The following is a 24,869-nucleotide window of genomic DNA, read 5'->3' as shown; positions in this document are numbered from 1 at the left end:
CTGAGGGGTTGCCTTTTTAAAGTTCCTGTAACTATGAATATAATCTATATCAGTTGGTTAGCGAACATCATGGTAAAGTAGAGACCGTAGTGATTTTAATATGGGATTGTCCCCTATTATGACGAGTGGAAATAATGCCGTTTTAAGCTTTAGAGGTAACCAATACAGAATAACGTAAAACGAATTATGCTAGTTTTATGTCTTTTTAAGCAACAGTTACTACATAGTTTATTTACAGGAATTGATAAAAAGATAATGAATTTATCACTTGTATAAATTAAAAATTTAATAGGGTAATTATGAAATAAAAAACACAAACGTTTGTTCCTTTTTATGTCTGTTAATCAGAAATATGTAGTAAAATAATTATAACGAACTTCTAAATTTAGGTGGTGTTTTGAGTATTGAGAAATGAAGAGAATTTTAAAATTTTATCTATAGACGGGGGTGGTATAAAAGGGTTGTATTCAGCAGTAATCTTAGCAGATTTTGAAGAAAAGTATGGGAAGTTAAGTAAGCATTTTGATTTAATTTGTGGTACTTCAACAGGTGGTATTATTGCTTTAGCATTAGCAGCGGGAATTCCAGCAAAAGAAATTGTAAATTTATACATTGAATATGGACCAAAGATATTTCCGTATAGAACAAAACCATTTAGATTTTGGGGCATGATAAAACAGGCTTTTTTTAGTTCAAAATACCCCGAAAGTAGATTAAGAGAAGCACTCACTAATGTATTTGGCAATAAAACCTTGGCAGAGTGTGAAACAAATGTATTAATACCTGTATCGAACATAACAACAGGGCTGCCTCGTATAATTAAAAACGATCATAGCCCGAATTTAACCTTAGACAATGGACACACATTAGTAGATGTTGCACTTGCTACTACTGCTGCTCCTACATATTTTCCAATTCAGAGCATAACAACCATGCCAAATCCTGAACATCAATTTGTGGATGGTGGGCTATTCGCTAACAATCCTTCTTTACATGGAATTCAAGAAGCGTATCGTTATTTTATTAATAAACCAGATACTAATTATAAGAAATACAGTCTTTTTTCTATTCCCACTTTACATGAGAATTTTTCATATAAAAGAAGATTAAAAGTTTTTAAACGTCCTGTAATACTGTGGGGAACTAAGTTACTTCCCTTAATGATGGATTTACTGAGCGTATCAACCGACTTTCACATTAAATATCTAAATGAAACATTAAAAGGAAATTATCTAAGAATTTCAACACCTATACTTACGAAAAAAGAAAATAAATTAATCGCATTAGATAAATCAAGTAAAAAATCTCTTGATTTATTAATCAAGAAGGGACATCAAAGTGCAATAGAATATATAAACAGTTCAGAAATTCAGGAGTTTTTTAATCAAAATAATAAATTAGGAGAGTGAATTAAATGGCAGAATGTAATGATTTATTTTTAAAGTTTAATGATGAAATTAAACTGGGTTCAGAAAAAAAGAAATCTTTACGTAAATCTAGAAATGCTGTAGGGAAAGATATTCAGAAATATTTCGATGAGACTCTAAAAGTAACGAAGCCGAAATTCTGGGGACAAGGTTCATATATGATGAATACAATAATTAATCCAATTGAGGGAGAATACGATTTGGATAGTGGTGTTTATCTAATGCATTTATCGGATGTAGAAGAAGAAGACTGGCCAGCAACAAGTACGGTACATAATTGGATTAAGAATGCTGTTAAAAATCGAACTTCCACCCCACCACAAGATAAAAATACATGTATACGTGTAATTTATAAAGATGATTATCATGTGGATTTACCTATTTATATAAAAAATAAGGATATGGAACATCCGAAATTAGCCCATAAATCTAAAGGTTGGATTGATAGTGACCCTAAAGAATTAACTAAGTGGTTTACAGATGAAGTAAAAGAAAAAAGTGATCAATTGAAGCGGATCGTACGTTATTTTAAAGCATGGAAGGATTTCAAGGCTAACGGAGATAAATTCCCAAGTGGAATGATTTTCACAATACTTACCGCTAATCATTATGTAGAAGGTTATGAAGAAAATGACGATTCTGCTTTTGTAGCTGTTGCTAAGGAAATTTATGATACCTTGGATGAGAATTTTTCATTAGATAGACCTGTATTTCCCAAAGAGGAATTACTAGAAGGTTGGTCTGAAACAGCAAAAAACAATTTTTTAAGTAAACTATCTACATTAATTACAAATGGTCAGAAGGCTTTAGAGGAAGAAAATAAGGAAGAAGCGTCTAAAATTTGGATTAAAGTATTTGGAGACAGATTACCTAAATATACACCTCCAAAGGAAGAAAATAGGATGGATAAAGGATACGCATTGCAAACTACTGAACCTCCTGTGTTAGGAAACTATGGAAGATCTTCATAGATTAACTAATATTTATGAAAAGTATAGGGAAGTTGCGATAAATTACTTGCAAACTAATTATGGTGCAGTGCTTATAGAGTCTGAAAATAAAGTTAAATATCCAGCCTCCCTACTACTTAAGCTACAAGTGCAAAATTTAGTAGTATCCTTAATTATTAATATCCCATTTAATTTTCCAGACGTTTTTCCGCAAGTTAAGTTAGATAAACTTTCTTTCGAAAAAGTTTTTCCGATACCCCATTTAGATATTTTTAAAACGCTATGCCTTTTTGATGATGTAGTGGCTAGTCCCAATCCTCGAAACCCTATAGGTTTATTAGAGATAACAATGGAAAAATCATTAGAAATTTTGAGTAAAGGTATTGCAAAACAAAATGGTAATGAATATATAGAAGAGTTCAATTCATATTGGTTGCAAGAAAGCGAGGTTGGTTTGTTTTTATCACTAGTGGAACCGTCAGAAGAAATAAAAACAATATTTTTAATTCCGTGTGATTTGAAACGCCCAAATCGAAGAGGTATTTTTTCTGATAAAGCAAGTGAAGCGATAAAATGGATTCAAAATATAGGCGGAAGATATGATGAAGAAGAAATTACTGAAACATTATATGTACCTATAAAAAAGCCAATGTCATTTCCGTTTCCTAAAAATAATAAGGAAATATATCATTTATTAAAAGAAAATGAGTTACCTAATTTAAATGAGTATTTTAATTATCTCAATAAAAAAAACAGACCATCAAAAGTATTGTTTTCAATTGAAATAGACGGTATTAATACATGGGGCATTTGGGAACATACTGAACCATTTAAAAGGAGTACTCTTTTATATAAGGGTAGGAAAAGAACCCAAAGAAATTTAAAAGGATTTAGAAAGAAAACTCGAAATGGGAGGTTAGAATTAATTAGAGATTTTCCTGAACAAGAAATTAATAAATATTTTGTTGAGGATGTTAGAGCTTCAAGATTAAAAATACGTGGTGGAGATGGCGATTTAAAGAACCATGAAAGGAAAGTCGTTGTTATAGGTTGCGGTGCAGTAGGAAGTCAATTAATTCAAGGGCTTTTTGATATAGGTGTACAACATATGCTTTTAATAGATTACGATACGTTAAGTTTTGAAAATATTAATAGGCATATTTGTGGTGCTAGTGACGTAGGAACAAAAAAAACGGAAGCGATAAAAAACAAATTGAGAAGGCATTATCCTACTAGTCAAATTCATGTATGCAATGAAGATATTACGACATTTTTGACGTTATATCCTGAAGGATTAAATTCATATGACTTAATAATTTCTGCTATTAGTAATGCACCAATTGAGCAAAGAATGAATGAGTTACAGTTAAAAGGAGTTATAACGCCACCCGTATTAAATATTTGGGTAGAACCTTATTTGGCAGCAGGACATGCAATATGGATTGAATCTACCAGTGAAATTAATATAAGTTCGCTTTTCGATAAAGGTAAATTTAAATATCAGGTACTTAAAAATGGAAATCAATATACAAAATATGAACTGGGATGTAGCACTTCCTATGTTCCGTATGGTGCATTAGAATTAAAGAAATTTACTACTGATACATTATTATTTATTTGCCAACAATGGGAAAAGGATAGGAAGGAAAATATTGTGTTTACATGGCTGGGTAATTTAACAAAGCAGCGAAAAAATAAAAGATACTTAGAACCACGATGGGTGGGGGCTTCTGATTTTTCAATACGACACAATTATCTAGAAACTTTTAAAGAAAGTGTAGAAAACAATGATATATAAGTATGGAGACAAATTTGTTGTATTTACCGATGAAGTTACTAAGGTTTTTGATAAGTATAAGCAATTAAATCACACACAACATGAGTCGGGAGGTATTTTATTAGGTAAAGTTTATAATGATTTATTTATTATTGATCAAATATCAGAGCCATCTATAGAAGATAAGTCCGGACGTTTCTACTTTGTTAGAAATGTAGAAAGGGCTCAAAAAATCGTAGAACAGGCATGGAAAGAGTCAAAAGGTGAAAGAATATATCTCGGAGAATGGCATTCACATCCAGAAGATGTTCCAACACCATCAAGAGACGATAAGATACTACTTAAAAATATGTTGAAACATTCACGTATGGAAATTGATTTTTTATTTATGGTTATTATAGGGAGAATTAGCCCCTATATTGCGGTTATACAAAAAGGAATGAAAGAAATGATTCCGATAGAAAGAATCCAATCGGAAAATGGTTTGAAAATTATCATTTATAAAAACCAATATAAACAAATTTATGGATATCAAGTAAGTGGATATTTAAATCTTGCTCGAAAAGGTTATGACATTTACAATGCCGTTTTTTCACAAATTTTCATTGGTACTATAAATTCGATAATGGCACTAACTAATATAAAGGATTATATTTTGGAGAAAGAGCCTGCTTTTATAAGGTTTATTATTCCTGATATCGAAACTGCTGATGAAAAGGTTAAAACGCTATTGGATGCGATGGAAGTACAAGTAGCAATGATAATTGAAGAGATGAAAAATAAAGGACTTTATCATCGTATTCATTTAGAAATTAAAGGTTAGATTTAATAAAATAATTAAGATAAGAGCATTGCGGTAATCTGAATATATAGTGAACCTGTTATAACTTGGCAATCTGTCCATTATTAGAGCGATTCAGTAGGATTGCTCTTTTACTATTTAATAGATTTTAAATTAACAAGATGTATAAAGTATTTAAGTTGAAAAAGAAATTAAATCATTCGTTGAAACTACTAGGGAAACTGGAATATCTGTCGTATCATAAAGGTAAACACTACTACATCGAGTTATCTGCGATCACCACTCAAGCCATGTGGAGGCGGTTGCGATGTTGGTGTTGAAATAGATGGAGTTATTATTTTAACTTTGGTCAAAGTGATTTGGAGTTGGTGATGAATGGCTCACAATCAAGTAATCTTTACGTGTTTAATCGTTACCCTAAAATGACTTCAACTCATCATGAACCACCTAAAAAGGAAATTTTGAACCACCATAATGAAACTAGTAATCCTTTTAAAACTAAACAAAATATAAAAGAACGTAAAGACGCTCCTCTAGATTTCACATTTACGAGTGATCGGGTTCCTGTTTCTTTTGTGGAAGCAGTAAAACCATTTTTTCCTGAAGCAAGCATAATCGAAGAGTACTGGAAAATGTCGACCATTGCAGCTAGTAAAAACAACCGTGACGGAAAATGTCTAGATATGATTGAGCTATCAATCAAAGCCTTTAAACAAATGGTTATCAAGCTAAAGAGGAATACAGTTGATAATCCATTTGCCTATTTTTACGGGGTATTAACCAGAAAAATTGGAGGAGTTATACTATCAGGAATTAGAAGAAGAAGAGGAATATTTCGCGGAAAGTATTAGCAAGCAGCGAAAAGAAACATCCAAAAAATCTGAGCTATTTTCGTTGCTTTAGGAAGTATTGCCACTTGCTTAGACGTTTCTCTAGGTTCTCAATACAACTTCATCGTGCTAGCAGATGACACTATGGAGACTACAATGTCAATATCCTAACATCTCTTAGACTATCAAAAAATCTAATATTTCAATTTCATTGAAATGGTACTGGAAACAAATGTAGGAAAAGAATCAAGTCTTTATGTGAAGTGATTATAAAAGAAGAAGCAGGTTCCTGTTAAGTGGAAATCCTGCTTCTGGTGATAAAAAAGATGGTGACTAAATTTATTGTTTGTTTCGTGTCCATGGTGTACCTAAACGTGGTAATGCCCAGCGGTCTAGTCCATACCAGCCTGCTACCTTCCAAGCTAGAACTAGCCAGGTTGCAAGAATAAAGAGTACAGGGTTTGCACTTAATGTACCTGCAAATAAAAATGTAGCATTCATAATACTTCCGAAGAAAGCAGCAATTCCTGTGAGCAGTCCTAAGATTAATCCTAAGCCAACTGCTATTTCTCCAAATACAACCATATAGGAAAAGACAGTTGCATTTGGCAGTACCATGTTTTCTAAAAACATTGCATACCAGCCTACAACATCACCGCTAGTTTCTGATTTTTCAATCGCTCCACCAACAAAGCCTTTAATGGCTGTACCGGCATTTTCTCCTGTCCAAGCTGGGTTTCCAAATTTACCTAATCCTGAAGTCAACCAAATGTATCCAACATACAAACGGATAATTAACCAAATCCAAGCAGAACGTGTGTTGTTAAATAAATACGAGGATACAGGATTTTCTGGAATAATAATTTCATTTCCTGTTTTAATGCTATTTCTTCCCATCAAACTTCCTCCTTTCCTAATCACATAGATTATAACAGGAAAATATCTCCATTGGGGGCCATTCTTAATTTGTTTGAGATTAGGCGCCTTTTTTCCGTCATCCCAACCAAATCATCAATAGTCTCTTTTAATAACAACGCCTACCGTTTTCCTAAACTTTTTAGTTTTATTGTACAAAATATTCCATTGATACAAGTTACAGTAGGGTTAAAATATGGTTAATTATATGAAGAAAATGAACATCATATTCATATTTGCAGTTCGCCAATTGATCCCAAATGTTTTTAAATTTCATTTATAGGTTGAGAGTTATGAGTTGTAATATTTTGATACAATTAACTTCAGACATTGCTAGCATTCCTTTCAACCTCCACTGCTTTTGCTTCGACACACTAACGGCAGGGAAGATATTGGATGATTTTTTATGCTAAGTATGTGTTATGGTTCTTTGTATAAATCATTTTGGTCAATTACGGAGAACCTCATCATAAGTAAATACAAGTGAAAAAGGTAAACACTACTACATCAATGTGTCTGCAATCACCACTCAAGCCATGTGGAGTGTGTGTTGCAGTTAGTTTTAAAATAATCTGGGAATTAGCACTCAAGCCAAGTCGAAGCGGTAGCGCAGTTGGAGTTATCATAATTACATTAAAAGAACGAATTCCAATTTTTGGTGGAATTCGTTCTTTTTACTTATAAAGGTGAGTATATCTCCCAACTAATTTTAAATGATGATATAAGAAATATCGTATGAATTGGCAAACGTCATTTTCTTTAATTTACAAGGTTATTAATAATCATCTATTCACGCAACATATGAAAATACATATTTCTAACGTTTGTTAAGTGTCAATTTCTTTTATAACAAACCCTCTTGCAAAGGTATTTAAAATACGTATGAGACGATCTGTCATTTCACCGGGTGTCACATCAAAATCATGCGCAATCCAGTCCGTAATTAGCCCCGCCGTACCATATGCCATATAACGTTTTTGGTGGTAATCATCAACAGAAGACACATCGTATTGAATATCAAATTTATTTTTCAATAAATTAAATATCGCTTCAGGCAGTTGCTGGTGAATATGTGGCAAGGTATCTTCTAAAAATAATAATGTAAAGTAATCACGGTGATCGTAAATATAATACAACAAATCGAAGGAGTTTGTTGTTAACTCTTCTACTTTTACCCGACTCTCGCTTTGGTATTTAGACATGCTGTAATACTGAATGGATTCAAACATCTCATCCATTAACTCTTCAACAAGCTCGTATATGTTTTGATAATACACATAATAGGTTGTTCGATTATATTGCGCATAATCAACGATGTCCTTCACCGTAACAGCACTAAATCCCTTTTTATGTACCATTTCAATAAATGCCTTTTTTAAGAAATTCTTTGTCCGTATCGCTTGGGTGGAATTGGATTTCATCATATTCCTCTCCTATTAGACAGATTTGATGAAAATGTTGGTTTCTTCAACATTATAGCAAATATTAAGGATGGTTTACAGAAAGCGAAACCTAGTAAACTATAAGTGTAGATAGAATTATTAAAAAATAATATTTGAACAATTTGGAGGAGATAGTATGAGAGGTTGGCTATTTTCAGGTACAAATAAACCACTAGAATTGATTGAAAAAGAAGATCCGAAAGCGATTCCAGGTCACGTTGTGATTGACGTTAAAGCTGCTGGTCTATGCCATTCAGACGTTGCAGCATTACAAGATCCAGGCTGGATGCCACTTTTCCCAAATGGTCCTGTTATTATGGGGCATGAGTTTGCTGGGGTTGTTATTGAAGTGGGTGAAGGCGTTGAAAGTATTAAAGTTGGTGACCGCGTTGGGGCTAACCCAATGAATAGAGAAACAAAAGTAACTGCTGGGTATAACTATGACGGTGGGTATGCAGAAAAAGTACGTGTTCCAGCAGATCAATTAGTGATCATTCCTGAAGGCGTTTCCTTTGTAGAAGGGGCAGCTTCAACAGATGCTGGAATCACAGCGTATCGTGCTCTTTTCAGTATTGGACAAGCAAAAGAAGGTACGAAATTAGGAATTATCGGTATCGGTGGACTTGGTCAATTTGCTCTACAAATGGCATTGATTAAAGGTTGCGAAGTATACGCTACAGATGTATCTCCAGAAGCTCGAAAACTTGCTGAAGAACTAGGAGCTAATAAAGTTTACGATACTGTTCTAGATATGAAAGAAGCAGAATGTGACGTCATTGTTGACTTTGCTGGATTTGGACAAACAACTTCTGACGCACTAGAAGCTGTAAGACCAAAAGGAACAGTTGTCATTGTTGGTATGGGTAAATTAGAATCTACTATCAATACTTACTTAATGATTACAAAAGAAATTAAGCTTTTAGGAAGCAATGGTGGTTCCGTAGAAGACTTAAAAGGTGTATATGATTGCTTCGCTACTGGAAAAATGAGTCCAGCTCTTATCACAATCCCGTTTGAAGAGGTCGACAAAGGGATTGAAAAACTGAAAAATCATGAAGTAAAAGGACGCTTAGTAGCAGTATTTGAATAAATGTACGTTTACTTTTTATAAAGATAGAGGTTGGGATAAAACAATCCTCTAAAATGAAAAAGCCTGTGAAATTTTGTCGTAAATTTCACAGGCTTTTATATTTTCAGTACACAAAACTAAAAATATCATAAAAGCAAATAATTAAAGGGACTCCCCCCCTTTGTATTAGAGCATTAGCGTACTGGGGGTCAGGCCTTACTTTCGATGTCTTTATTGAATGTGAACGTCTTAATCCAGCGCCACTGATAACAGGGGTTGCTGCAAAAAAACATGTTAGTTTGAGGTGTTATTTTACAACATATGACGTATACTAATTATAAGGGGATGTGACTATGACAAATATTAAGCCGGTTTCAGATTTAAGAAATTACACAGAGGTACTCAATGAAGTTGCAGAAGGTAGTCCAGTTTACTTAACTAGAAACGGACGTGGAGAATACGCAATAGTAAAACTTGAGGAATTAGATAAATTAAAAGCTGCAGTCAAATTATTGACAAAACTAGAGGCCGGAGAGAAATTAGCCAGAGAACAAGGATGGTTGTCTTCAGATGATGTTGAAACGCACTTAGGTTTATAACTATGCTAAAGGTAGAATATTCACCAGCTGCATTGGAAGACTTACAACAAAATATCCGTAATTATATATCTAATGATTGGGGAGAGGATGTTACGATAAAAGTCCTGAAAAAGATTACATCCGATATTAGAAGACTCGAACAATATCCGTTTTCAGGTATTGATTTGGGAAAGGTCATTAATGTTCCAACAGAATACAGATACTTGTTTTCGGAAAAGAATTATGTATTTTACCGTCTTGAGTTAGATAAAATTCGAATTATACGTGTGTTAAATGAAAGGCAGAATTACATGCAGCAATTATTTGGAATTAGTTCTGAACCTATTAAAGATTATAAGAATAACAATGAATAATTTTAGTAAAAGCAGTCAATAAGGACTGCTTTGTTTAATAGGGTAGAGGTGCCTGATCCCCAGTAAGCTAAAGTAGTAACGCACTTGGGGTCAGGCTGCTTCCAAGCGAAGCGTAAATACCGTTTATATTTTATTTAAAGCAGAAAGAGGAATATGAATGACAGTTGGAAGAAATGATCCATGTCCTTGTGGGAGTGGGAAAAAGTATAAGAAATGTTGTATGAAAAAGAATAACGTCGTGCAGTTACGAGAATTTAAAGTAGAGCAATTTTATCAACAAAAGCTTAGTCTAGTGAATCTACTCAGTGACTTTATCTATGAGAATGTTTCAGGTAATCTTTATTACCGATTGAAATCCGAATTTAAAGATAGAGCAAAATTGAAGTCTGATAAAGACCTAGGTGGACTTTTTGACTTTTGGCTCTATTTTTTCTACCGTTATGAAAATGGTATGCGTGGGATTGAGTGGTTTTTAACCGAAAAAGGGCAGCGACTCTCAGGGGAAGAGCTAGTAATGGCTAAAAGATGGGACGAGCTTAGACCAAGGCTTGTTCAAGCTATTGATAAAACGGATTCTCAGGTAGTTTTTCTGGACTTTTTCACAAAAGAAAAGTTTCTAGTATCTGCCTATCATGAAAATATTCAATTCCTTACTCCCTGGTATAGTACGTTAGCTTTACTTGAACTATTCGAAGACGAATTTTATTTTAATGGTGTTAGAACTCTTGCAAGTCCAAATGGATTTCATAAAGCGACAATTTTAGTACAAAGTCTAATGAAGCAAACAGGACTGGATCACGAACAAATATTTATTGAGTACTATCCTGAATTACTGGTAGCTTTACGAGATGAAAGAGACGAAGATTTAGGTGAAAAGGAATTGGTTCAATATACTTATAAATTCCTACTTAATGACAAAGTGGTTGGGGAGAATTTCTTATATAACGAAGAATGTTTGATGATTGATACTTGGGAGGATTCTAATAAAAAACTAGTTTGGCTGGATAATATACAAATTTATAAAGATAGTGAACTAGAGGGCAATCTTCATATTGGGGAAGTTCTGGCCAGCATGGAACTTAAAAACAAATCATTAACCTTTGTCTCTACTAACCTGAGTATCGTTAACCAGTTTCTAAAAAAACTGCAAAAGGCTAGAGGAGCATTTCAGTTGGTAGATGATCAAGAGGAACGAATTACCTTACCGTTAAATGCTGAAGTGCAACAACTATCACTTTCTTTTGAAAAGGGTGTACCAGAATATTTTGCAATAATTGCTCAAAATAAATGGAATTTACAAGTAGATGAGCCGATTCCAATGTTTGATAATTTGTCATTAAGGCAATTAGTTGAAAAGGGAAAGGAAGATTTAGCTGAAGTATGGTTAAAACAATCGGAATATGCCTCATATCTCCTTGTTTATCAACAATATGGAAATGTAGAGATCACAGCTGATTTTAATACTGTAAGAAGAGAATTAGGCTTGGAGTTTTCACCTTTTGTTACAGGCGGAAAGCAGCGTCATTCAAAACTTCTTCCGGTACTTAATGAGGAACAACGTAAAACGGTTATTTTGGAACAGGATATACCGATTTATGAAAACTTAGGCTTTACTCCGAAAACGATTGATAACTTCTATACAAAGGATCTCATTAATTTTTATAAAGAAAAAACCGATGGGATGTCTGAAGGTACTAAAAGAAAATACCAAAATAGTCTTTATGATATAAGAGAAGTTTTGGAAAGAAGCAAAGTAAAGAATTGGGACGAGTGTAATTTTTCTTTTTGGCAAGAGTTTCTTTCAAATGGAATATATAAGATAAATGATAGAGTCAGTAAAACAAAGCTACAAGATATGGCCTCTACGATAAAAGCATTAACAAAATGGTTGGAAAAAGAAAAGAAGTTTCAACATGCTAAACAAATGGCTACGCTTGGAAGGGAAACCGAAATGATAAAGTAAATAACAAACTACTGTAGATAACTAAGCAATAAAGTAATTACACAAGGAGAAAGCAATGAACAATTATAAATTAACCATTCAGTATGATGGCGGCCGTTATAAGGGGTGGCAGCGACTGGGTGATGGTGACAATACGATTCAAGGGAAAATTGAAAATGTATTAACAGAGCTGGCAGGAGAAAAGATTGAAATCATTGGATCTGGAAGAACGGATGCAGGTGTACATGCTTTTGCTCAGATCGCTAATTTTAAGATGCGCAAACACGCAACGGAAGATGAAGTGATGCAGTATTTAAACAGATATCTTCCCAATGACATTAGCGTTGTGGATGTAACGTTCGTTCACGATCGTTTTCATGCACGCTATAATGCGAAAGATAAAACCTATTTATATAAGATTTGGAACGAGCCATATACACATCCCTTCATGCGAAAGTACAGTATGCATGTAGAGGAAAAGCTGGATATCGAAAAAATGAGAAAAGCATCTCAACATTTTTTAGGAAAGCATGACTTTACTTCTTATTCAAATGCCAAGTCGAAGAAAAAGTCGATGGTGCGAGAAATATACTCACTTGAGATAAAGAAAAATGCGGGTTTTATCGAAATCAAAGTGCGAGGCAATGGCTTCCTTTACAATATGGTGAGAAAAATTGTAGGAACGTTAATTGAAGTAGGGTTAGGTGAAAAAGACGCTACTGCAATACCAAGTATTCTTGAATCTAAAGAAAGAATTCAAACAGGTCGTATGGCAGATGCTGAGGGGTTGTATTTGGAGAAGGTTGGATTTTAAACCTTCTCCTTCTTTTTTTACGTGCTATAGTCACCAGCACTCCATGTAATGCTACATACAATCCGGACATGTTGAGGCAGTTGCAAAGTTGGTGATGAATAAGTAAATTACAGTGCCTGACCTTCAGTAAACTAAAGCGTTCATGCATTGGTGGTCATGCACTTTTTTATGTCTGAATAGTCAAATTAAGTACGTGTTATACGACTGAATATTGAGAAAAGTTAATTTTGTTGATATTATATTCATAGACTTTAATAAATTGTTAGAACTAGCCGCCAATTTTAGATAGTAGTTTTTTCGAGGGGGAGAAAGCCATTTGAAAAAGATTGTCAGGTTCCTTAGTTATTTGGTTTTGTGTATTGCTGTAGTTATGATCTTTTTTTATTTTGGAAAAGACGATAGCCCAAAGCAAGATGATGAGGTTTGGCATGTAACGGATCCTACTGAAGCTGGGGTTGATCAATTACCTGAGGCTGAAGTTGAGGCTGATAAGTTACCAGAGGATGAAGTTTCAACCAGTCTTAAAGGAGGCATAATGGACTCGTATTCATTTATAGAAAAACAAATGGAGTTGGTTGAAACGAGTTCCGTTTCCCGTGAATATGTACTTGATGATATAAAAGTCAATTGTTTAGGGGATAATGGAATCTGTGTAAAATCTACGTATTACTTTCAGGGAGAAGAAAATCCTACCACACCAGAGGAGGCATTCCAATTATTAAAGGATCATTTACCAAAAGACTCTGTTGTGCAGGAAGAATTTAAATTAGATGAAAAGCGTTATGTATACAATGTAACGAGTGACTTATTGAAGGAGAATTTTTCGGGGTTGGGAGGTTTTTATGATGTAGGTGTTCAAGGTAAATTTCATTTGATTTTTACTTTCCATCCTGGAACTAAGGAAATAATTTTAGTAGTTGCTGATCTTTTGTATCACATTTAGCCAACCTGAGTTGTGGATTTAGACCAATCATTTTAGCTAACTGTACCCTGTAGAGTAGACATTCAAAAAGCGTCTACCTAAAGGGTACTTTATTAATTTTGTGGAAATTTACTTGCAAAATTTATGTGTATAATACGTTCTTCTCTCTATAAACTGAACTCGTTAGACTTTGTCTCTATGCAAATTTTTTGCCTCTCAAATATGATTGTGAACCATATCGGTGTGACCCACAGTACTATCCTTCATTCTCAAAATTTCCACTATTTAAAAATATATGGTATATTATAAAAATATTTGACTAACAAAATATGATTCTAAAAAAGTAAAAACGTATAATAGGTTAAGTTCACCTCTTGAGAACAAAGCGAGGCTAACCTACCTGGGGTTTAGTGAGCGCGACAATCAGGTGAAGTGCATCCAGACTTTTCAGAAAAGGAGGAATAGTAGAATCAATTATTGGAAGAAGATAGTTTATACTATTTCCTAATATTTATGAAATATGTACTACTTAGAAAAGGATTCAAGCAAATTGAGACATTAAAAGAGAAAGGCTGACTTACATATGAAAAAAACTCTAAAAGATAGTAGTATTATTGGGCTTGCGCTTTTTGCCACATTTTTTGGGGCAGGGAATTTAATTTTTCCACCATTTTTAGGGCTACAGTCCGGGACGGGCTGGCTTAGCGGGAACATCGGATTCATTATTACAGGGGTCTTTTTCCCTATAATGGCGATTTATATTATCGCTTATGCAGGTGGTACTGTAGATCAACTGACTAAAAAAGTGCATCCTAAATTTTCGCAATGGATACTCCTGGGCATCATGTTATTTTCAAGCTTTATCGCCATACCGAGAACGGGGGCTGTTACCCATGAATTAGGTTTTCAGGCAGTTTTCCCATCGATTCCAGCAGCACCTATTGTTATCATTTTCTTCGCGTTAACTTATTATTTTGTAAATGACAGGAACAATGTTATCGATAAAGTGGGAACTTTTTTAACACCTGCATTAGTTGTCATTTTAATTGCTATCATCATAAGTGGAGTCATTAATCCAGTTGGACAACCAGTGGACACAGAAATTTCAAGTAGTTTTGTTAATGCATTTCTTGGCGGATATCAAACAGGAGACTTATTAGTAAGTTTTATGGTTGCAAGTGTGTTTATTTCACATATTGTTGGCAAAGGATACCGGTCTGTAAAGGAAAGAAATAAAATGACCGCATTTGCCGGGCTTATCGCCTTTATCTTTTTAGTTATCATCTATTCGGGTCTTTTATATTTAGGGGCTTCAGTTAGTGGGATGTATCCTCAAAACGTAGATAGGGCTGAACTATTATTAGGAATTGTAGAATCGATATTAGGTACAGGCGGGCTCTACGGATTAGGGATTGTGGTGGCATTAGCATGTCTGACTACTGCGATTGGCTTGACTACAGCTGTTGCTCAATTTTTTGATGGTTTCACAAATGGAAAGCTAAGTTATAAAACAACAGCGGCCATCGTTTGCGTCCTTGGCATTGCCATTGCATTATTAGGTGTAGATCGAATCGTATTTTTAGCAACTCCGCTTTATGAGGCAATCTATCCGATTTGTATCGTGGTCATATTGGTTGGGATTTTCCATAAGCACTTACCAAACGCTGCCTCCTTTCAAGGTGCCGTGTTATTAACAGTGATTATTAGCGTTGCTCAAGCATTGACAGCGGCTATAAATATACCATTTATATCTCGTTTAATTGGGATGATTCCATTGAGCAGTAATGGGTTCGCATGGTTAATTCCAGCAATAATTGGATTCATCGGTGGAGCAATCATTGGAAGGTTTATAGAGAAGGAGAAATCTACAAAGCAGTCGATTGCTAGTTAAAAAAATAAACCAATCTTGCCTGACAACAGTGTTTAACTGGTTATGTTACACTGTTTGCCAGGCATCTTTTTTTTCGTGGAGGCTTCTGTGAAACAAAAAATTGGGGAGTGCCGAGCACTCTTAAAATTCGATGTTCCCTTGGTATTCCCAAAAACATACATTGCCAAAACCCTGACAATGCAATAGGATATACTTATTTGTGGAATGATTTTTTAGGAGTTGACACCATCCTGTCTGCTATTTTCATACCGGGTGAAAGAATAACTAGTGGCTATTGCCATGGTCGCAATCGGTATTATTGTTTTGAATCATCGTGGAAAAGGGAATAAAGCTACTAAGACAGCCGAAAGAATGGCTTCATAACCAAAGTTGAATGACTACTAATTGAAAAAAAGGGAGCTCAAAGAATGGATAATAACGATATATTAATTCGGTTGAGGTATGCATTAGAAATAAAAAATAAAGAAATGGTTGAGATTTTTAAACTTGGTGGCGTGGAAGTAACCGTACCAGAGGTGATAAAAATCCTTACAAAGACATACGACGATGATGATTATGAGAACGAAGATCAAATAAAATGTACTCACAGTATGTTAGACTCCTTTTTAAATGGGCTTATTATTTACAAAAGGGGAAAACAAGAGCCTAAACCAGGACAGCCGAATCTACCAGAACCTCCTCTAAAGACAAGTGGAAACGTGAATAACCTCCTTTTAAAGAAAGTCAAAATCGCACTGGCGTTAACGACTGAGGATATGCTAGATATTTTTGACTGTGCAGGGTTAAGGGTAACAAAAGGAGAACTAGGTGCTTTATTACGAAAAGAAGGACATAAGAATTATAAAGAATGCGGAGATAATTTCGCCAGAAACTTCTTAAAAGGGCTAGCAATTAAATACAGGGGATAAAATGCTGCCATTTTAGAAGTTTCTTCATTAGGAAAACTATGAGTCATATTCCATTACGATCTTTATCGGAAATTCTCTTTATTTCGCTTATAATGATAAAAGGGGTGATAGGATGGGACGTGAAAGTAAATTTACAAAAAGCGATTTGTATCAGGCAACCAATCAACTATTATTGCAATATGGCTATAATGGATTTCATTTTGGCTTGCTGGCTGAACAATTGAATGTAACAAGGGCAGCATTATATAAGTACTTTGATAATAAAGATGAATTGATTACGGAATATATGGTCGAAGAAATGGAACGATTCTTGCTGGATCTTCAAAAAATGAAGGAGTATCCTCTCTTCAAGGATCAATTGGATTATTTACTTGGGGTAATTTTTAAATATAGTAGAATCCATCAAATTCTTTCAATGATCTTTCAAATTCAAAAATCCAATCATGTAAAAGTGAATGAGGCTCTTGAACTGTTAGAGACCCAACATGAAAAAATGTATTCCTATTTAAATGATTTTGTCCAATTGGGAAAAAGAGACAAATTGTTAAAATCTGAATTTCCCAATCACCTTATTTTAGGGTTTATTTTTCAAACGGTTAATATCCCTAATTATTCTCAATTACCCGAACAAGACTGGAAGAATTTAGTTATGGAATTTCTATGTAGTGGAATGTTTAATGAAAAATAATTGACACTTGTGTTACTTTTGATTACACTGAACAAGTAGCACATTTGTCCTACTATTATCAAAAGTTACACTTCTGTAACTTCTGGGCTTCAAGTACATTTTCAAAAATCTAGTAAATTAAACAAAGAGGTGAAAATATGTTTCTTGCATTAAGAGAATTAAAGCATGCAAAATTACGTTTTTTTATGATTGGTATGATTCTAGTGTTAATCTCCTGGCTTGTTTTTATTTTATCGGGACTAGGGAATGGCCTTTCTTCACTAAGTGCTTCAGCTTTCAAAAATATGGAGGCTAATTATGTTGTCTTTGAAGACGGTGCGCGTCATTCTATGCTAAGGTCGGTCATATCTGAAGATTTAACCGAAGAACTCAAAAATCAGGAACATGTAAACGATGTAGCACCAATGGGCACTCGTACAGCAGTGGTGCTTAAAGAAAATGCAACATCTGATGATGAAAAAATCGATGTCTCCCTTCTTGGTATCAATCCAGGAACATTCTTAGAACCTGAAGTTATTGAGGGGAATCCACTCACAAAAGGAAAAGACAAAGAGGTTATCGTCAATAATGTGTTACAGAATAAAGGTATTAAACTAGGCGATACCCTTGAAATTGAAGGCACAACTGAAGTCATTAAAGTCATTGGTTTTGTTGAAGACCAATCCTTTAACCATTTGCCAGCTATTTTTATGAAGATGGACTTATGGCGTACGATTCATTTTGCTGCACCAGGTTCAGATATGGGCATCAACAGCCCGGTTAATGCCATTATGCTTCAAGGGAAAAATATTATTCCAGAAGACATTGATCAATCAGTAGAAGGAATTGAAACAACAACGAAACAAGAAGCAATTAATGGACTACCTGGCTACACGGCTGAAAATGGAACGATCATGATGATGCTTACTTTTCTCCTGGCAATCTCAGCTGTTGTCATAACCGTTTTCTTCTATGTCATCACGTTGCAGAAATCGAATCAGTTTGGAATTATGAAAGCGATCGGCGCAAGTAATTCATTTCTTGGACGAGCTGTCGTTTCCCAAGTATTCTTGCTAGCTATTATTAGTATTGGTTTAGGAGTTTTACTCACGTATGGAACAGCAGCGATTTTACCAGAAGCGATGCCTTTTGCGCTTGATCCTATGCTCGTATTCATCTATGCGCTTGTATTATTAGTCGTGTCTGTATTGAGTACTCTTCTTTCTGTTCGAAAAATAACAAAGATAGATCCACTTCAAGCGATTGGGAGGGTTGAGTAATGAATGGAATTCAGTTTGAAAATGTATCCAAGTATTATAAAGAAGGAGACAATACGTTTATAGCTTTAAACGATGTTTCCATCTCGGTTAACCCCGGCGAATTTGTGGCTGTAATTGGTCCTTCAGGATCTGGAAAGAGTACTTTCCTTTCGATTGCAGGTGCCCTTCTTCAACCTTCTGAAGGAAACGTCACAATTAATGGGGTCCATTTATCCGATTTGAAGCAGAAGGACCTTTCTAAATTGCGATTGGAGCAAATTGGTTTTATCTTACAAACCTCAAATCTAGTTCCATATTTAACGGTTCTTGATCAACTTTTGGTTGTAAAGAAAATGAAAGGCTCTATTACAAATGAAGATAAGCTTTTTGCTAAAGAGTTGTTAGAGGAAGTAGGATTAGGAGATAAACTGAAAAAATTTCCTGATCAACTATCAGGTGGAGAACGGCAGCGAACAGCGGTGGCTCGTGCTTTCATGAATGATCCGAACATCATTCTTGCTGACGAACCTACCGCAAGTCTTGATACACAGCGTGCCTTTGAAATTGTCGAGCTTATTTCTAAAGGTGTGAAGTCTCGAAACAAAGCTGCAATCATGGTCACCCATGATGAACGCTTATTAAAATATTGCGACAAAGTTTATCAAATGAATGATGGAAATTTGAAGCTACTTGAAGAACCTGTTGCAGTTCGTTAAATAAAAGGGTCAGTCCTCACTTTAAATACTAATGAAAGTGGGGGCTGACCTTTTTTGATTTAGTTGATTTTGGAATGTTGCTGGTTTGGCTAAAGTATATTGAGGGTCTTAGAAAAATGGTCAGGATTTATTTTACAGTTACTACCAATGTTATAGAACACTAATCATCTAGGTGAATATCTTGGTATGGGAGGTGTTTTATTTGAGGGACTCAATCAAGAAAATAGCTCAACAGTTTATCGTTTCCCACTATCCTGAATCCGATATCGTCTGGGTAGGTGGTAGTGCAGTTTCTGGAAATGTAACGACAGAATCTGATATAGATTTAATTATTATTGATGAAAAAGAAACACCAAGACTTGAATGTTATCATTTTCTTGGGTGGAAAATAGAAGCATTTATTTACACGCCTTTATCTTTAGAGTTTGAATTTCAAACAGCTAGATATAGAGGGATGCCCACCATCATTAAAATGTGTGCCGAGGGTCTGCTTATAGAAGATAAACAAGGGAATGGAAAGGGACTCCAAAAAGAGGCAAAAGCACTGTATGAACAGGGTCCACAGCCATGGGATGAAGACAAAATAAATGATGTAAGGTATCAAATTACAGATTTTTTGTCAGACTTTAAAAGCTCAGAAGACTTTGCCGAAAGTTTATTTATTTTAAATAAGGTAATAAATACGCTAACTGAACTGATTTTAAGGGCAAATGGAAAATGGCTTGGTGAAGGAAAGTGGATGGTAAGAAACCTTAAATCCTATGATAAAGATATGTGTGAAAAACTGGTGGAATCTACAAAGACATACATGAATACAAATGATAAAACTGAACTCATTTCATTCATTCAATCTACACTTGATGATTATGGTGGAGAATTGTTTGTGGGTTACAGAGGATTTTTTTAGATTCTCAATATGAAATAATTCACCTGATTTTTAGATTTCTCCATGTTTGTCTCAGTCCCCGAACCCCTTTGTGGCATAACCTACATTATCATTTGATAAAGGAGGAGTTTTATTATGCCATTTTTCGTAGGTGGTCCTCGTTTCCGTTTCCGTCGAGGTCCCTTTTTTGGTCCTCGCTTTGGTTTTCGTCGTGGCCCTGGTTTTCGTTTTCGCCGTGGCCGATTTTTTTATTAAGTAAACAAGCGGACAGTTCTCTCGTTCTTTTACATTTTCCATCCCAATAACAAGATATCTAAAAAGTCCAATCAAAGGAGAAAAGAAGTTGATTCCCTACCCTATATAGAGAATCAACTTCTTTTCATTTAATACCTTGCTGGTTGCTATCCGGAGCCTATGCGTAGGTTACCCCATTTATCTTGATAAAGCTTTAAGCTCCATTTGGATCTTGACCAGGATACTTACGGTCTTTCCTTTGGGTTTTAGGTTTTCTCGTCAACAAAAGCAAAATCACAATAACGACCACTAGGATACCAATTATTACAGTTGTCCATGGGAATGTTTTAGGTGCAACCGTTACTTCTCCACGTTCTTCCATCTTCTGTTGGGTTTCTTTTATTTCTTCATTTTTAATGGTTAGGGATTGTTCATAGGTTTGAGTGTTTCCGTTCACATCAAGTGTAAACGTGACATGGTAATCACCGCTCTCTAAAGCTTCTCCTGACCATCTTATCGGGTAATGAAAGGCTGTCATCGGAGCCATTTTAAATGATGGAATGTCCCCTGTAAGGGAAAAGGCTTCATCTTTACTCTTTGTAACCTTATACGTTCCTGTTATATTAGGCACGATAACAGGGTGAGAATTGTCAATAGGAACCATGATAGCCATTTGTTCGGGAGAGTATAATGGATCCTCTAGCGCTAGAGTCTGTGTTTCTTTATAATCTGTTACATCCACTTGTACTCCAAGATTAACTGCTTTATATTGATCAATTAATAGCTGGGAATTTTCTTCTTTTTGTGTCAATTCTTCTGTTCCTTGAAAGACTCGAAATTCCATACTACCAAGTAGAGTTCCGTTTATTTCAGGGATTTTTATCGTAAACTCCACAACTTTTGATTCCAAAGGACCAACGGTTACTTCAGAAGAAGGGTTTGTGGTTGCCTTTTTAAATTGAAAGGAGTCATTTGTGATTGAGGCTCCTTCTAAAATAGGTTCTTCTTGATAGATAATGCCCTGATTTCCACTATAAGCATTCAAACTGCGGATATTAACTATCAACTCATTTTTACTGTCATTAATTATTCTTGCTTGTAACGTAATCGTCTCATTCGGTTTACCTTTGAAGTGGTAATAACCTTGATTTCCAATTTGGGATTCAGGAAAAATAGGTTCCACCCGAAATTCAAAATCATTTCCTTCAGCATAAATCATAAAAGAAGGGAAAAATATGATTATTAGGGGAAACAATATCGAAAGGATTTTTCGGTATTTCATATAACCACTCCTATAAAAAAAGTCCCCCTTAGTATTGGAGGACTTTAAGAAAATTAACCGTTTATTAAGGAGCAGTGTTTAAAGTAACAGTTGCATCTGTTTTGTAAGTTTTTGCATATGCATCAGCACGAATTGTTAATTGTACACCTAAATCACCGAACGTGTAAGATCCCATACCGCCATCTACAGCAGCAGATAATAGGTTTACAGGGCTTCCAGTATCAAGTTCTTTTTCTAAACCAACAGGCGTGATTGTTGTTATTTCAGAAGAAGTAGAATCTTTCTTTGAAATTGTAGGAGCTGTTGATACTTTCAGAGAACCAGCAGGCAATACTTTACCATTAGTTACATAATCGTTGGCTACTGTGTCATATTCCTTGAATTGTTTTAAAGTCATGGTTAGGTTCCAACCATCACCAGTACCACGAGCATCAATTATTTCACCGATTTTCCAATCTGCAGCTGTTGTAACTTTAGAACCATCAAGTGTAGCGGTGAGTGGAGCAAAAGTAACTCCTCCACCTGTTAATGATCCACCTGAAACAGTTGCATCAGTAGCAGCGAATGACTGTGTGCTAAGTGCAGTTGCAGCGATACCGAAAGCCACAGCACTTACAACGATTTTTTTGAAAAATGATTTATTCATTTTGTTTCCTCCCTTAGATTGATTGTTTGATTGATTTATAGAAACGAACTTGATTTTACCCATAAAAAAAACCCCTCCAACACAAATTTTGGTTTGAATCGGAAGAATCTTGAATTTCAACTCATAGTACGAGTATCATTCTCCATTCTTCAGCGGCCCAGCCACCATAGTGATTACCATCACAGTAGGTCTGTAGCTTTGCGTCCTAATTTTTCAACTAGTTTGCCTTTGTTGCAGAATGAGAACGATTTTTGACTCTCTCTATCTTTGTCGAATTGCGTCGTCCATCACTCTCTGAAACTCATAATACAATGCAAATCAAAAAAAGGGTACACATCAAATTTTACCAATGGAGATTTTGTTTTATTAAAAAGAAAGAGTTCAAGTCTAAAATGGATTTTTTGCGTAAACTTACGAAGTTGCAGAAAAAAACGATTCCAAATGAGATAAATGAGTAACGTTTTGGAGACAGTAAAATTAATATCAGTTCATCAATGAGGAGGGTTTTGATTGGCTAACGACCCAAATAATAATAGCCGAAAGTTGAAAAGAAAATCGAAACCAAAGCTGAAAAAAGATGATATCACAGTTGTTGACTCAAAATCCGCACGTAAAGCTGTTGTAGCAACAGCTGTGGGCAATGGAATGGAATGGTTTGATTTTGGCATCTATTCTTATTTAGCTGCTACAATTGGACAAGTATTCTTTCCTGAAGTAAGTGGTCCCATGCAGTTGGTCTATTCTTTTGCCACATTTGCGGTGGCCTTTATTGCTCGACCCATTGGTGGGATTTTCTTTGGGATGCTCGGGGACCGTTTAGGTCGTAAAAAAGTTTTAGCGATTACCTTAATCATGATGGCTCTGGCGACTTTAAGTATTGGCTTGATTCCAGGTCATGCCTCCATTGGATCAACTGCTACGGTGCTTTTACTCATTGCCCGTTTAGTCCAAGGATTTTCAACGGGTGGAGAATATTCGGGAGCCATGACGTTTATAGCTGAATCCACACCTGATAAGAAAAGAGGCTTCATGTCAAGCGGCTTAGAGGTTGGTACCTTAATTGGCTATATTGCTGGAGCAGGTCTTGTGACGTTGCTCACCTTTATTTTAGGGGACGATACCATGTTAGAGTGGGGATGGCGTATTCCCTTTTTCTTATCAGCCCCAATTGGCTTAGTTGGATTTTATTTGCGGAATAACTTAGAAGAAACACCTGCTTTTGAAGCGATGGAAGAAAAGAGATCAGATGATGAAAATATAACTGTAAAAGATATTCTACAGTATCATTGGAGAGCCATACTGATCGGTATGTTTGTTGTTTTCTTTTATATTGTTGTTAACTATGCCGTTTTATCTTACATGCCATCACATTTAACTGCTGTTCTTGGGTACGGAGAAGCAGAAGGGCTGTTATTAATCGTGATTGTGATGGTCATTATGATTCCAATTGTTCTGTTAATGGGATATTTGAGTGACCGGATTGGAGCAAAAAAGATTATACAATTTGGTTTAGTAGGGTTAATCCTGTTAAGTATACCTTCATTTAATCTTATTGGTAGCGGAAACACTCTCCTGGTATTTTTTGGCTTAATGATTCTTGCCGTCTTTTCCGCTTCTTTTCAGGGGACAATGCCTGCGCTATTGCCTTCCTTATTTTTCACGAATGTTCGTAACGGGGCATTGGCGATTACATTTAATATTTCAGCATCATTGTTCGGTGGTACGACCCCATTAGTCGTATCTTGGTTTATTAGCAAAACGGGGAATGAAATGGTACCTGCCTACTATCTCATATTCGCATCAATTATAGGGATAGTTGTTGTAAGCATCTTTCTAAAAGAGACTGCAGGAAAAGCACTTCGGGGATCACCACCAGCTGTTGAAGAGAAAGCTGAAATAAAAGAAATTTTAGAAGAACCCGAAGAGGCATTATGGTGGCATGACGAAAAGAAAGAAATCCAAGATCGGATTGAAAATAGTTCAGAAGATCAGAAGTAAATTTGTAAAAAATCTTTTTCGTTTCAGACTCGGCACTTGAAAACCAGTAATAGTTAAAATAAGCGGAGAATTTCCGGTAAGACTGTAGAATAGAGCCCGATTTGGGGTAATAGGCGGAAGTTCTCCGATTAAGTAAAACAAAGTGAGCCATTTTCACGTTTTTTGAGTAGATAGACGGAACTCTTCCGTCTATTTAAGCCGTTTTCACTGCTAACTTCTTATTTAGAGGAAATTTCTCAGCGTATTTATCAAATTCGATTTAGCGGCTAATGAACTGGTAATACTTACGGGGCTTTATTAAAAGAATTCAAATAAGGGCTTAGAGATATTTGCATCTCTAAGCCTATTTTATGTGATATATGATTTGGTCTACGCCCATTATTTTGTCCATTAATGGACAGGTTTGGAAAAATACGAGTAATCTTTTAAACATGTTATGTAACATGTATAAATCATATATTTTCTTATATAATTTAGAGACGAAAGATTCTATAAATTCTAATAATTAGGAGGGGTTTTAATAATTTTACAAGCGCTGAC

Annotated in this window: 22 protein-coding genes and 1 riboswitch; of the genes, 18 read left to right on the top strand and 4 right to left on the bottom strand. The window is 35.1% G+C overall.

Annotation, left to right across the window (positions count from 1 at the left end):
- Nucleotides 1–404: 404 nt before the first annotated feature.
- The 5 genes from E1I69_RS07545 (at nt 405) to E1I69_RS07525 (ending at nt 5,807) form a co-directional block, all read left to right on the top strand.
- A complete protein-coding gene (locus tag E1I69_RS07545) occupies nt 405–1,409 on the top strand; it encodes a CBASS cGAMP-activated phospholipase (protein WP_136378997.1) in 1,005 nt (334 codons plus the stop codon).
- A 5-nt stretch (nt 1,410–1,414) separates the two neighbouring features.
- The gene (locus E1I69_RS07540) at nt 1,415–2,398 is read left to right on the top strand and encodes a CBASS cGAMP synthase (protein ID WP_136378996.1); all 984 of its coding nucleotides are present in this window, start codon (nt 1,415–1,417) and stop codon (nt 2,396–2,398) included.
- Entirely contained in the window at nt 2,382–4,175 is a 1,794-nt protein-coding gene (locus E1I69_RS07535; RefSeq protein WP_136378995.1) for a ThiF family adenylyltransferase, read from the top strand. Before E1I69_RS07540 ends, E1I69_RS07535 begins: the two co-directional genes overlap by 17 nt.
- On the top strand, nt 4,165–4,977 hold the full coding sequence (locus E1I69_RS07530) for a ribosomal-processing cysteine protease Prp (protein WP_136378994.1): 813 nt from the start codon (nt 4,165–4,167) through the stop codon (nt 4,975–4,977). Before E1I69_RS07535 ends, E1I69_RS07530 begins: the two co-directional genes overlap by 11 nt.
- A gap of 350 nt (nt 4,978–5,327) precedes the next feature.
- A complete protein-coding gene (locus tag E1I69_RS07525; RefSeq protein ID WP_161974856.1) occupies nt 5,328–5,807 on the top strand; it encodes a hypothetical protein in 480 nt (159 codons plus the stop codon).
- Nucleotides 5,808–6,125: 318 nt separating this feature from the next.
- On the opposite strand, the gene E1I69_RS07520 is transcribed toward E1I69_RS07525, so the two are convergent.
- Both E1I69_RS07520 and E1I69_RS07510 read right to left on the bottom strand, forming a co-directional pair.
- Nucleotides 6,126–6,683 carry a DoxX family membrane protein gene (locus E1I69_RS07520; protein WP_136378992.1) on the bottom strand — a complete coding sequence of 186 codons (558 nt, stop codon included), beginning with the start codon at nt 6,681–6,683 and terminating at the stop codon, nt 6,126–6,128.
- Between the two features lie 845 nt (nt 6,684–7,528).
- Nucleotides 7,529–8,125: a TetR/AcrR family transcriptional regulator gene (locus tag E1I69_RS07510; protein WP_136378990.1), complete on the bottom strand. Its 597-nt coding sequence runs from the start codon at nt 8,123–8,125 to the stop codon at nt 7,529–7,531.
- A 154-nt stretch (nt 8,126–8,279) separates the two neighbouring features.
- On the opposite strand from E1I69_RS07510, the gene E1I69_RS07505 reads away from it, so the two are divergent.
- From E1I69_RS07505 to E1I69_RS07450, 12 genes are all read left to right on the top strand, one after another.
- Entirely contained in the window at nt 8,280–9,233 is a 954-nt protein-coding gene (locus E1I69_RS07505; RefSeq protein ID WP_136378989.1) for a zinc-binding dehydrogenase, read from the top strand.
- Nucleotides 9,234–9,565: 332 nt separating this feature from the next.
- The gene (locus E1I69_RS07500; RefSeq protein ID WP_136378988.1) at nt 9,566–9,811 is read left to right on the top strand and encodes a type II toxin-antitoxin system prevent-host-death family antitoxin; all 246 of its coding nucleotides are present in this window, start codon (nt 9,566–9,568) and stop codon (nt 9,809–9,811) included.
- 2 nt (nt 9,812–9,813) lie between these two features.
- A complete protein-coding gene (locus tag E1I69_RS07495) occupies nt 9,814–10,164 on the top strand; it encodes a type II toxin-antitoxin system RelE/ParE family toxin (RefSeq protein WP_136378987.1) in 351 nt (116 codons plus the stop codon).
- A 157-nt stretch (nt 10,165–10,321) separates the two neighbouring features.
- Nucleotides 10,322–12,127, top strand: a complete 1,806-nt coding sequence (locus tag E1I69_RS07490) for a YecA family protein (RefSeq protein ID WP_136378986.1) — start codon at nt 10,322–10,324, stop codon at nt 12,125–12,127.
- 55 nt (nt 12,128–12,182) lie between these two features.
- Nucleotides 12,183–12,920 (top strand): tRNA pseudouridine(38-40) synthase TruA, encoded by a 738-nt coding sequence (truA, locus tag E1I69_RS07485; RefSeq protein ID WP_136378985.1) that lies wholly within the window; start codon nt 12,183–12,185, stop codon nt 12,918–12,920.
- Nucleotides 12,921–13,236: 316 nt separating this feature from the next.
- A complete protein-coding gene (locus E1I69_RS07480; RefSeq protein WP_136378984.1) occupies nt 13,237–13,863 on the top strand; it encodes a hypothetical protein in 627 nt (208 codons plus the stop codon).
- Between the two features lie 562 nt (nt 13,864–14,425).
- Nucleotides 14,426–15,733, top strand: a complete 1,308-nt coding sequence (brnQ, locus tag E1I69_RS07475) for a branched-chain amino acid transport system II carrier protein (protein ID WP_136378983.1) — start codon at nt 14,426–14,428, stop codon at nt 15,731–15,733.
- A 407-nt stretch (nt 15,734–16,140) separates the two neighbouring features.
- Nucleotides 16,141–16,641 carry a DUF1456 family protein gene (locus E1I69_RS07470; RefSeq protein WP_136378982.1) on the top strand — a complete coding sequence of 167 codons (501 nt, stop codon included), beginning with the start codon at nt 16,141–16,143 and terminating at the stop codon, nt 16,639–16,641.
- 112 nt (nt 16,642–16,753) lie between these two features.
- Nucleotides 16,754–17,329: a TetR/AcrR family transcriptional regulator gene (locus E1I69_RS07465; RefSeq protein WP_136378981.1), complete on the top strand. Its 576-nt coding sequence runs from the start codon at nt 16,754–16,756 to the stop codon at nt 17,327–17,329.
- A 137-nt stretch (nt 17,330–17,466) separates the two neighbouring features.
- The gene (locus E1I69_RS07460) at nt 17,467–18,588 is read left to right on the top strand and encodes an ABC transporter permease (RefSeq protein ID WP_136378980.1); all 1,122 of its coding nucleotides are present in this window, start codon (nt 17,467–17,469) and stop codon (nt 18,586–18,588) included.
- Nucleotides 18,588–19,283, top strand: coding sequence for an ABC transporter ATP-binding protein (locus tag E1I69_RS07455; protein WP_136378979.1), 696 nt, complete (start codon nt 18,588–18,590; stop codon nt 19,281–19,283). The genes E1I69_RS07460 and E1I69_RS07455 overlap by 1 nt, the downstream gene beginning before the upstream one ends.
- A 193-nt stretch (nt 19,284–19,476) precedes the next feature.
- Nucleotides 19,477–20,190: a nucleotidyltransferase domain-containing protein gene (locus E1I69_RS07450; protein WP_242634557.1), complete on the top strand. Its 714-nt coding sequence runs from the start codon at nt 19,477–19,479 to the stop codon at nt 20,188–20,190.
- Between the two features lie 427 nt (nt 20,191–20,617).
- On the opposite strand, the gene E1I69_RS07445 is transcribed toward E1I69_RS07450, so the two are convergent.
- Nucleotides 20,618–21,685: a WxL protein host-binding domain-containing protein gene (locus E1I69_RS07445; RefSeq protein WP_136378977.1), complete on the bottom strand. Its 1,068-nt coding sequence runs from the start codon at nt 21,683–21,685 to the stop codon at nt 20,618–20,620.
- A 64-nt stretch (nt 21,686–21,749) separates the two neighbouring features.
- Nucleotides 21,750–22,394, bottom strand: a complete 645-nt coding sequence (locus E1I69_RS07440) for a WxL domain-containing protein (protein ID WP_136378976.1) — start codon at nt 22,392–22,394, stop codon at nt 21,750–21,752.
- 85 nt (nt 22,395–22,479) lie between these two features.
- Nucleotides 22,480–22,568, bottom strand: a riboswitch (cyclic di-GMP riboswitch).
- A 273-nt stretch (nt 22,569–22,841) separates the two neighbouring features.
- Between E1I69_RS07440 and E1I69_RS07435 the strand changes: the two genes are divergently transcribed.
- Nucleotides 22,842–24,329, top strand: coding sequence for an MFS transporter (locus tag E1I69_RS07435; RefSeq protein ID WP_136378975.1), 1,488 nt, complete (start codon nt 22,842–22,844; stop codon nt 24,327–24,329).
- The last annotated feature ends 540 nt before the right edge of the window (nt 24,330–24,869 follow it).

Source organism: Bacillus timonensis, from assembly GCF_004799755.1.
In the GTDB taxonomy this organism is placed as follows: Bacteria; Bacillota; Bacilli; order Bacillales; family Bacillaceae_L; genus Ferdinandcohnia; species Ferdinandcohnia timonensis_A.
Note: the sequence above shows the minus strand (reverse complement) of the source record. Positions and strands in the feature narration are given on the sequence as shown.

Excerpts from the sequence above, each read along its gene's own strand:
- E1I69_RS07540 (WP_136378996.1), top strand. The coding sequence starts at position 1,415 with ATGGCAGAATGTAATGATTTATTTTTAAAGTTTAATGATGAAATTAAA.
- E1I69_RS07535 (WP_136378995.1), top strand. The coding sequence starts at position 2,382 with ATGGAAGATCTTCATAGATTAACTAATATTTATGAAAAGTATAGGGAA.
- E1I69_RS07530 (WP_136378994.1), top strand. The coding sequence starts at position 4,165 with ATGATATATAAGTATGGAGACAAATTTGTTGTATTTACCGATGAAGTT.
- E1I69_RS07525 (WP_161974856.1), top strand. The coding sequence starts at position 5,328 with ATGAATGGCTCACAATCAAGTAATCTTTACGTGTTTAATCGTTACCCT.
- E1I69_RS07520 (WP_136378992.1), bottom strand. The coding sequence starts at position 6,683 with ATGGGAAGAAATAGCATTAAAACAGGAAATGAAATTATTATTCCAGAA.
- E1I69_RS07510 (WP_136378990.1), bottom strand. The coding sequence starts at position 8,125 with ATGATGAAATCCAATTCCACCCAAGCGATACGGACAAAGAATTTCTTA.
- E1I69_RS07505 (WP_136378989.1), top strand. The coding sequence starts at position 8,280 with ATGAGAGGTTGGCTATTTTCAGGTACAAATAAACCACTAGAATTGATT.
- E1I69_RS07500 (WP_136378988.1), top strand. The coding sequence starts at position 9,566 with ATGACAAATATTAAGCCGGTTTCAGATTTAAGAAATTACACAGAGGTA.
- E1I69_RS07495 (WP_136378987.1), top strand. The coding sequence starts at position 9,814 with ATGCTAAAGGTAGAATATTCACCAGCTGCATTGGAAGACTTACAACAA.
- E1I69_RS07490 (WP_136378986.1), top strand. The coding sequence starts at position 10,322 with ATGACAGTTGGAAGAAATGATCCATGTCCTTGTGGGAGTGGGAAAAAG.
- truA (WP_136378985.1), top strand. The coding sequence starts at position 12,183 with ATGAACAATTATAAATTAACCATTCAGTATGATGGCGGCCGTTATAAG.
- brnQ (WP_136378983.1), top strand. The coding sequence starts at position 14,426 with ATGAAAAAAACTCTAAAAGATAGTAGTATTATTGGGCTTGCGCTTTTT.
- E1I69_RS07470 (WP_136378982.1), top strand. The coding sequence starts at position 16,141 with ATGGATAATAACGATATATTAATTCGGTTGAGGTATGCATTAGAAATA.
- E1I69_RS07465 (WP_136378981.1), top strand. The coding sequence starts at position 16,754 with ATGGGACGTGAAAGTAAATTTACAAAAAGCGATTTGTATCAGGCAACC.
- E1I69_RS07460 (WP_136378980.1), top strand. The coding sequence starts at position 17,467 with ATGTTTCTTGCATTAAGAGAATTAAAGCATGCAAAATTACGTTTTTTT.
- E1I69_RS07455 (WP_136378979.1), top strand. The coding sequence starts at position 18,588 with ATGAATGGAATTCAGTTTGAAAATGTATCCAAGTATTATAAAGAAGGA.
- E1I69_RS07445 (WP_136378977.1), bottom strand. The coding sequence starts at position 21,685 with ATGAAATACCGAAAAATCCTTTCGATATTGTTTCCCCTAATAATCATA.
- E1I69_RS07440 (WP_136378976.1), bottom strand. The coding sequence starts at position 22,394 with ATGGGTAAAATCAAGTTCGTTTCTATAAATCAATCAAACAATCAATCT.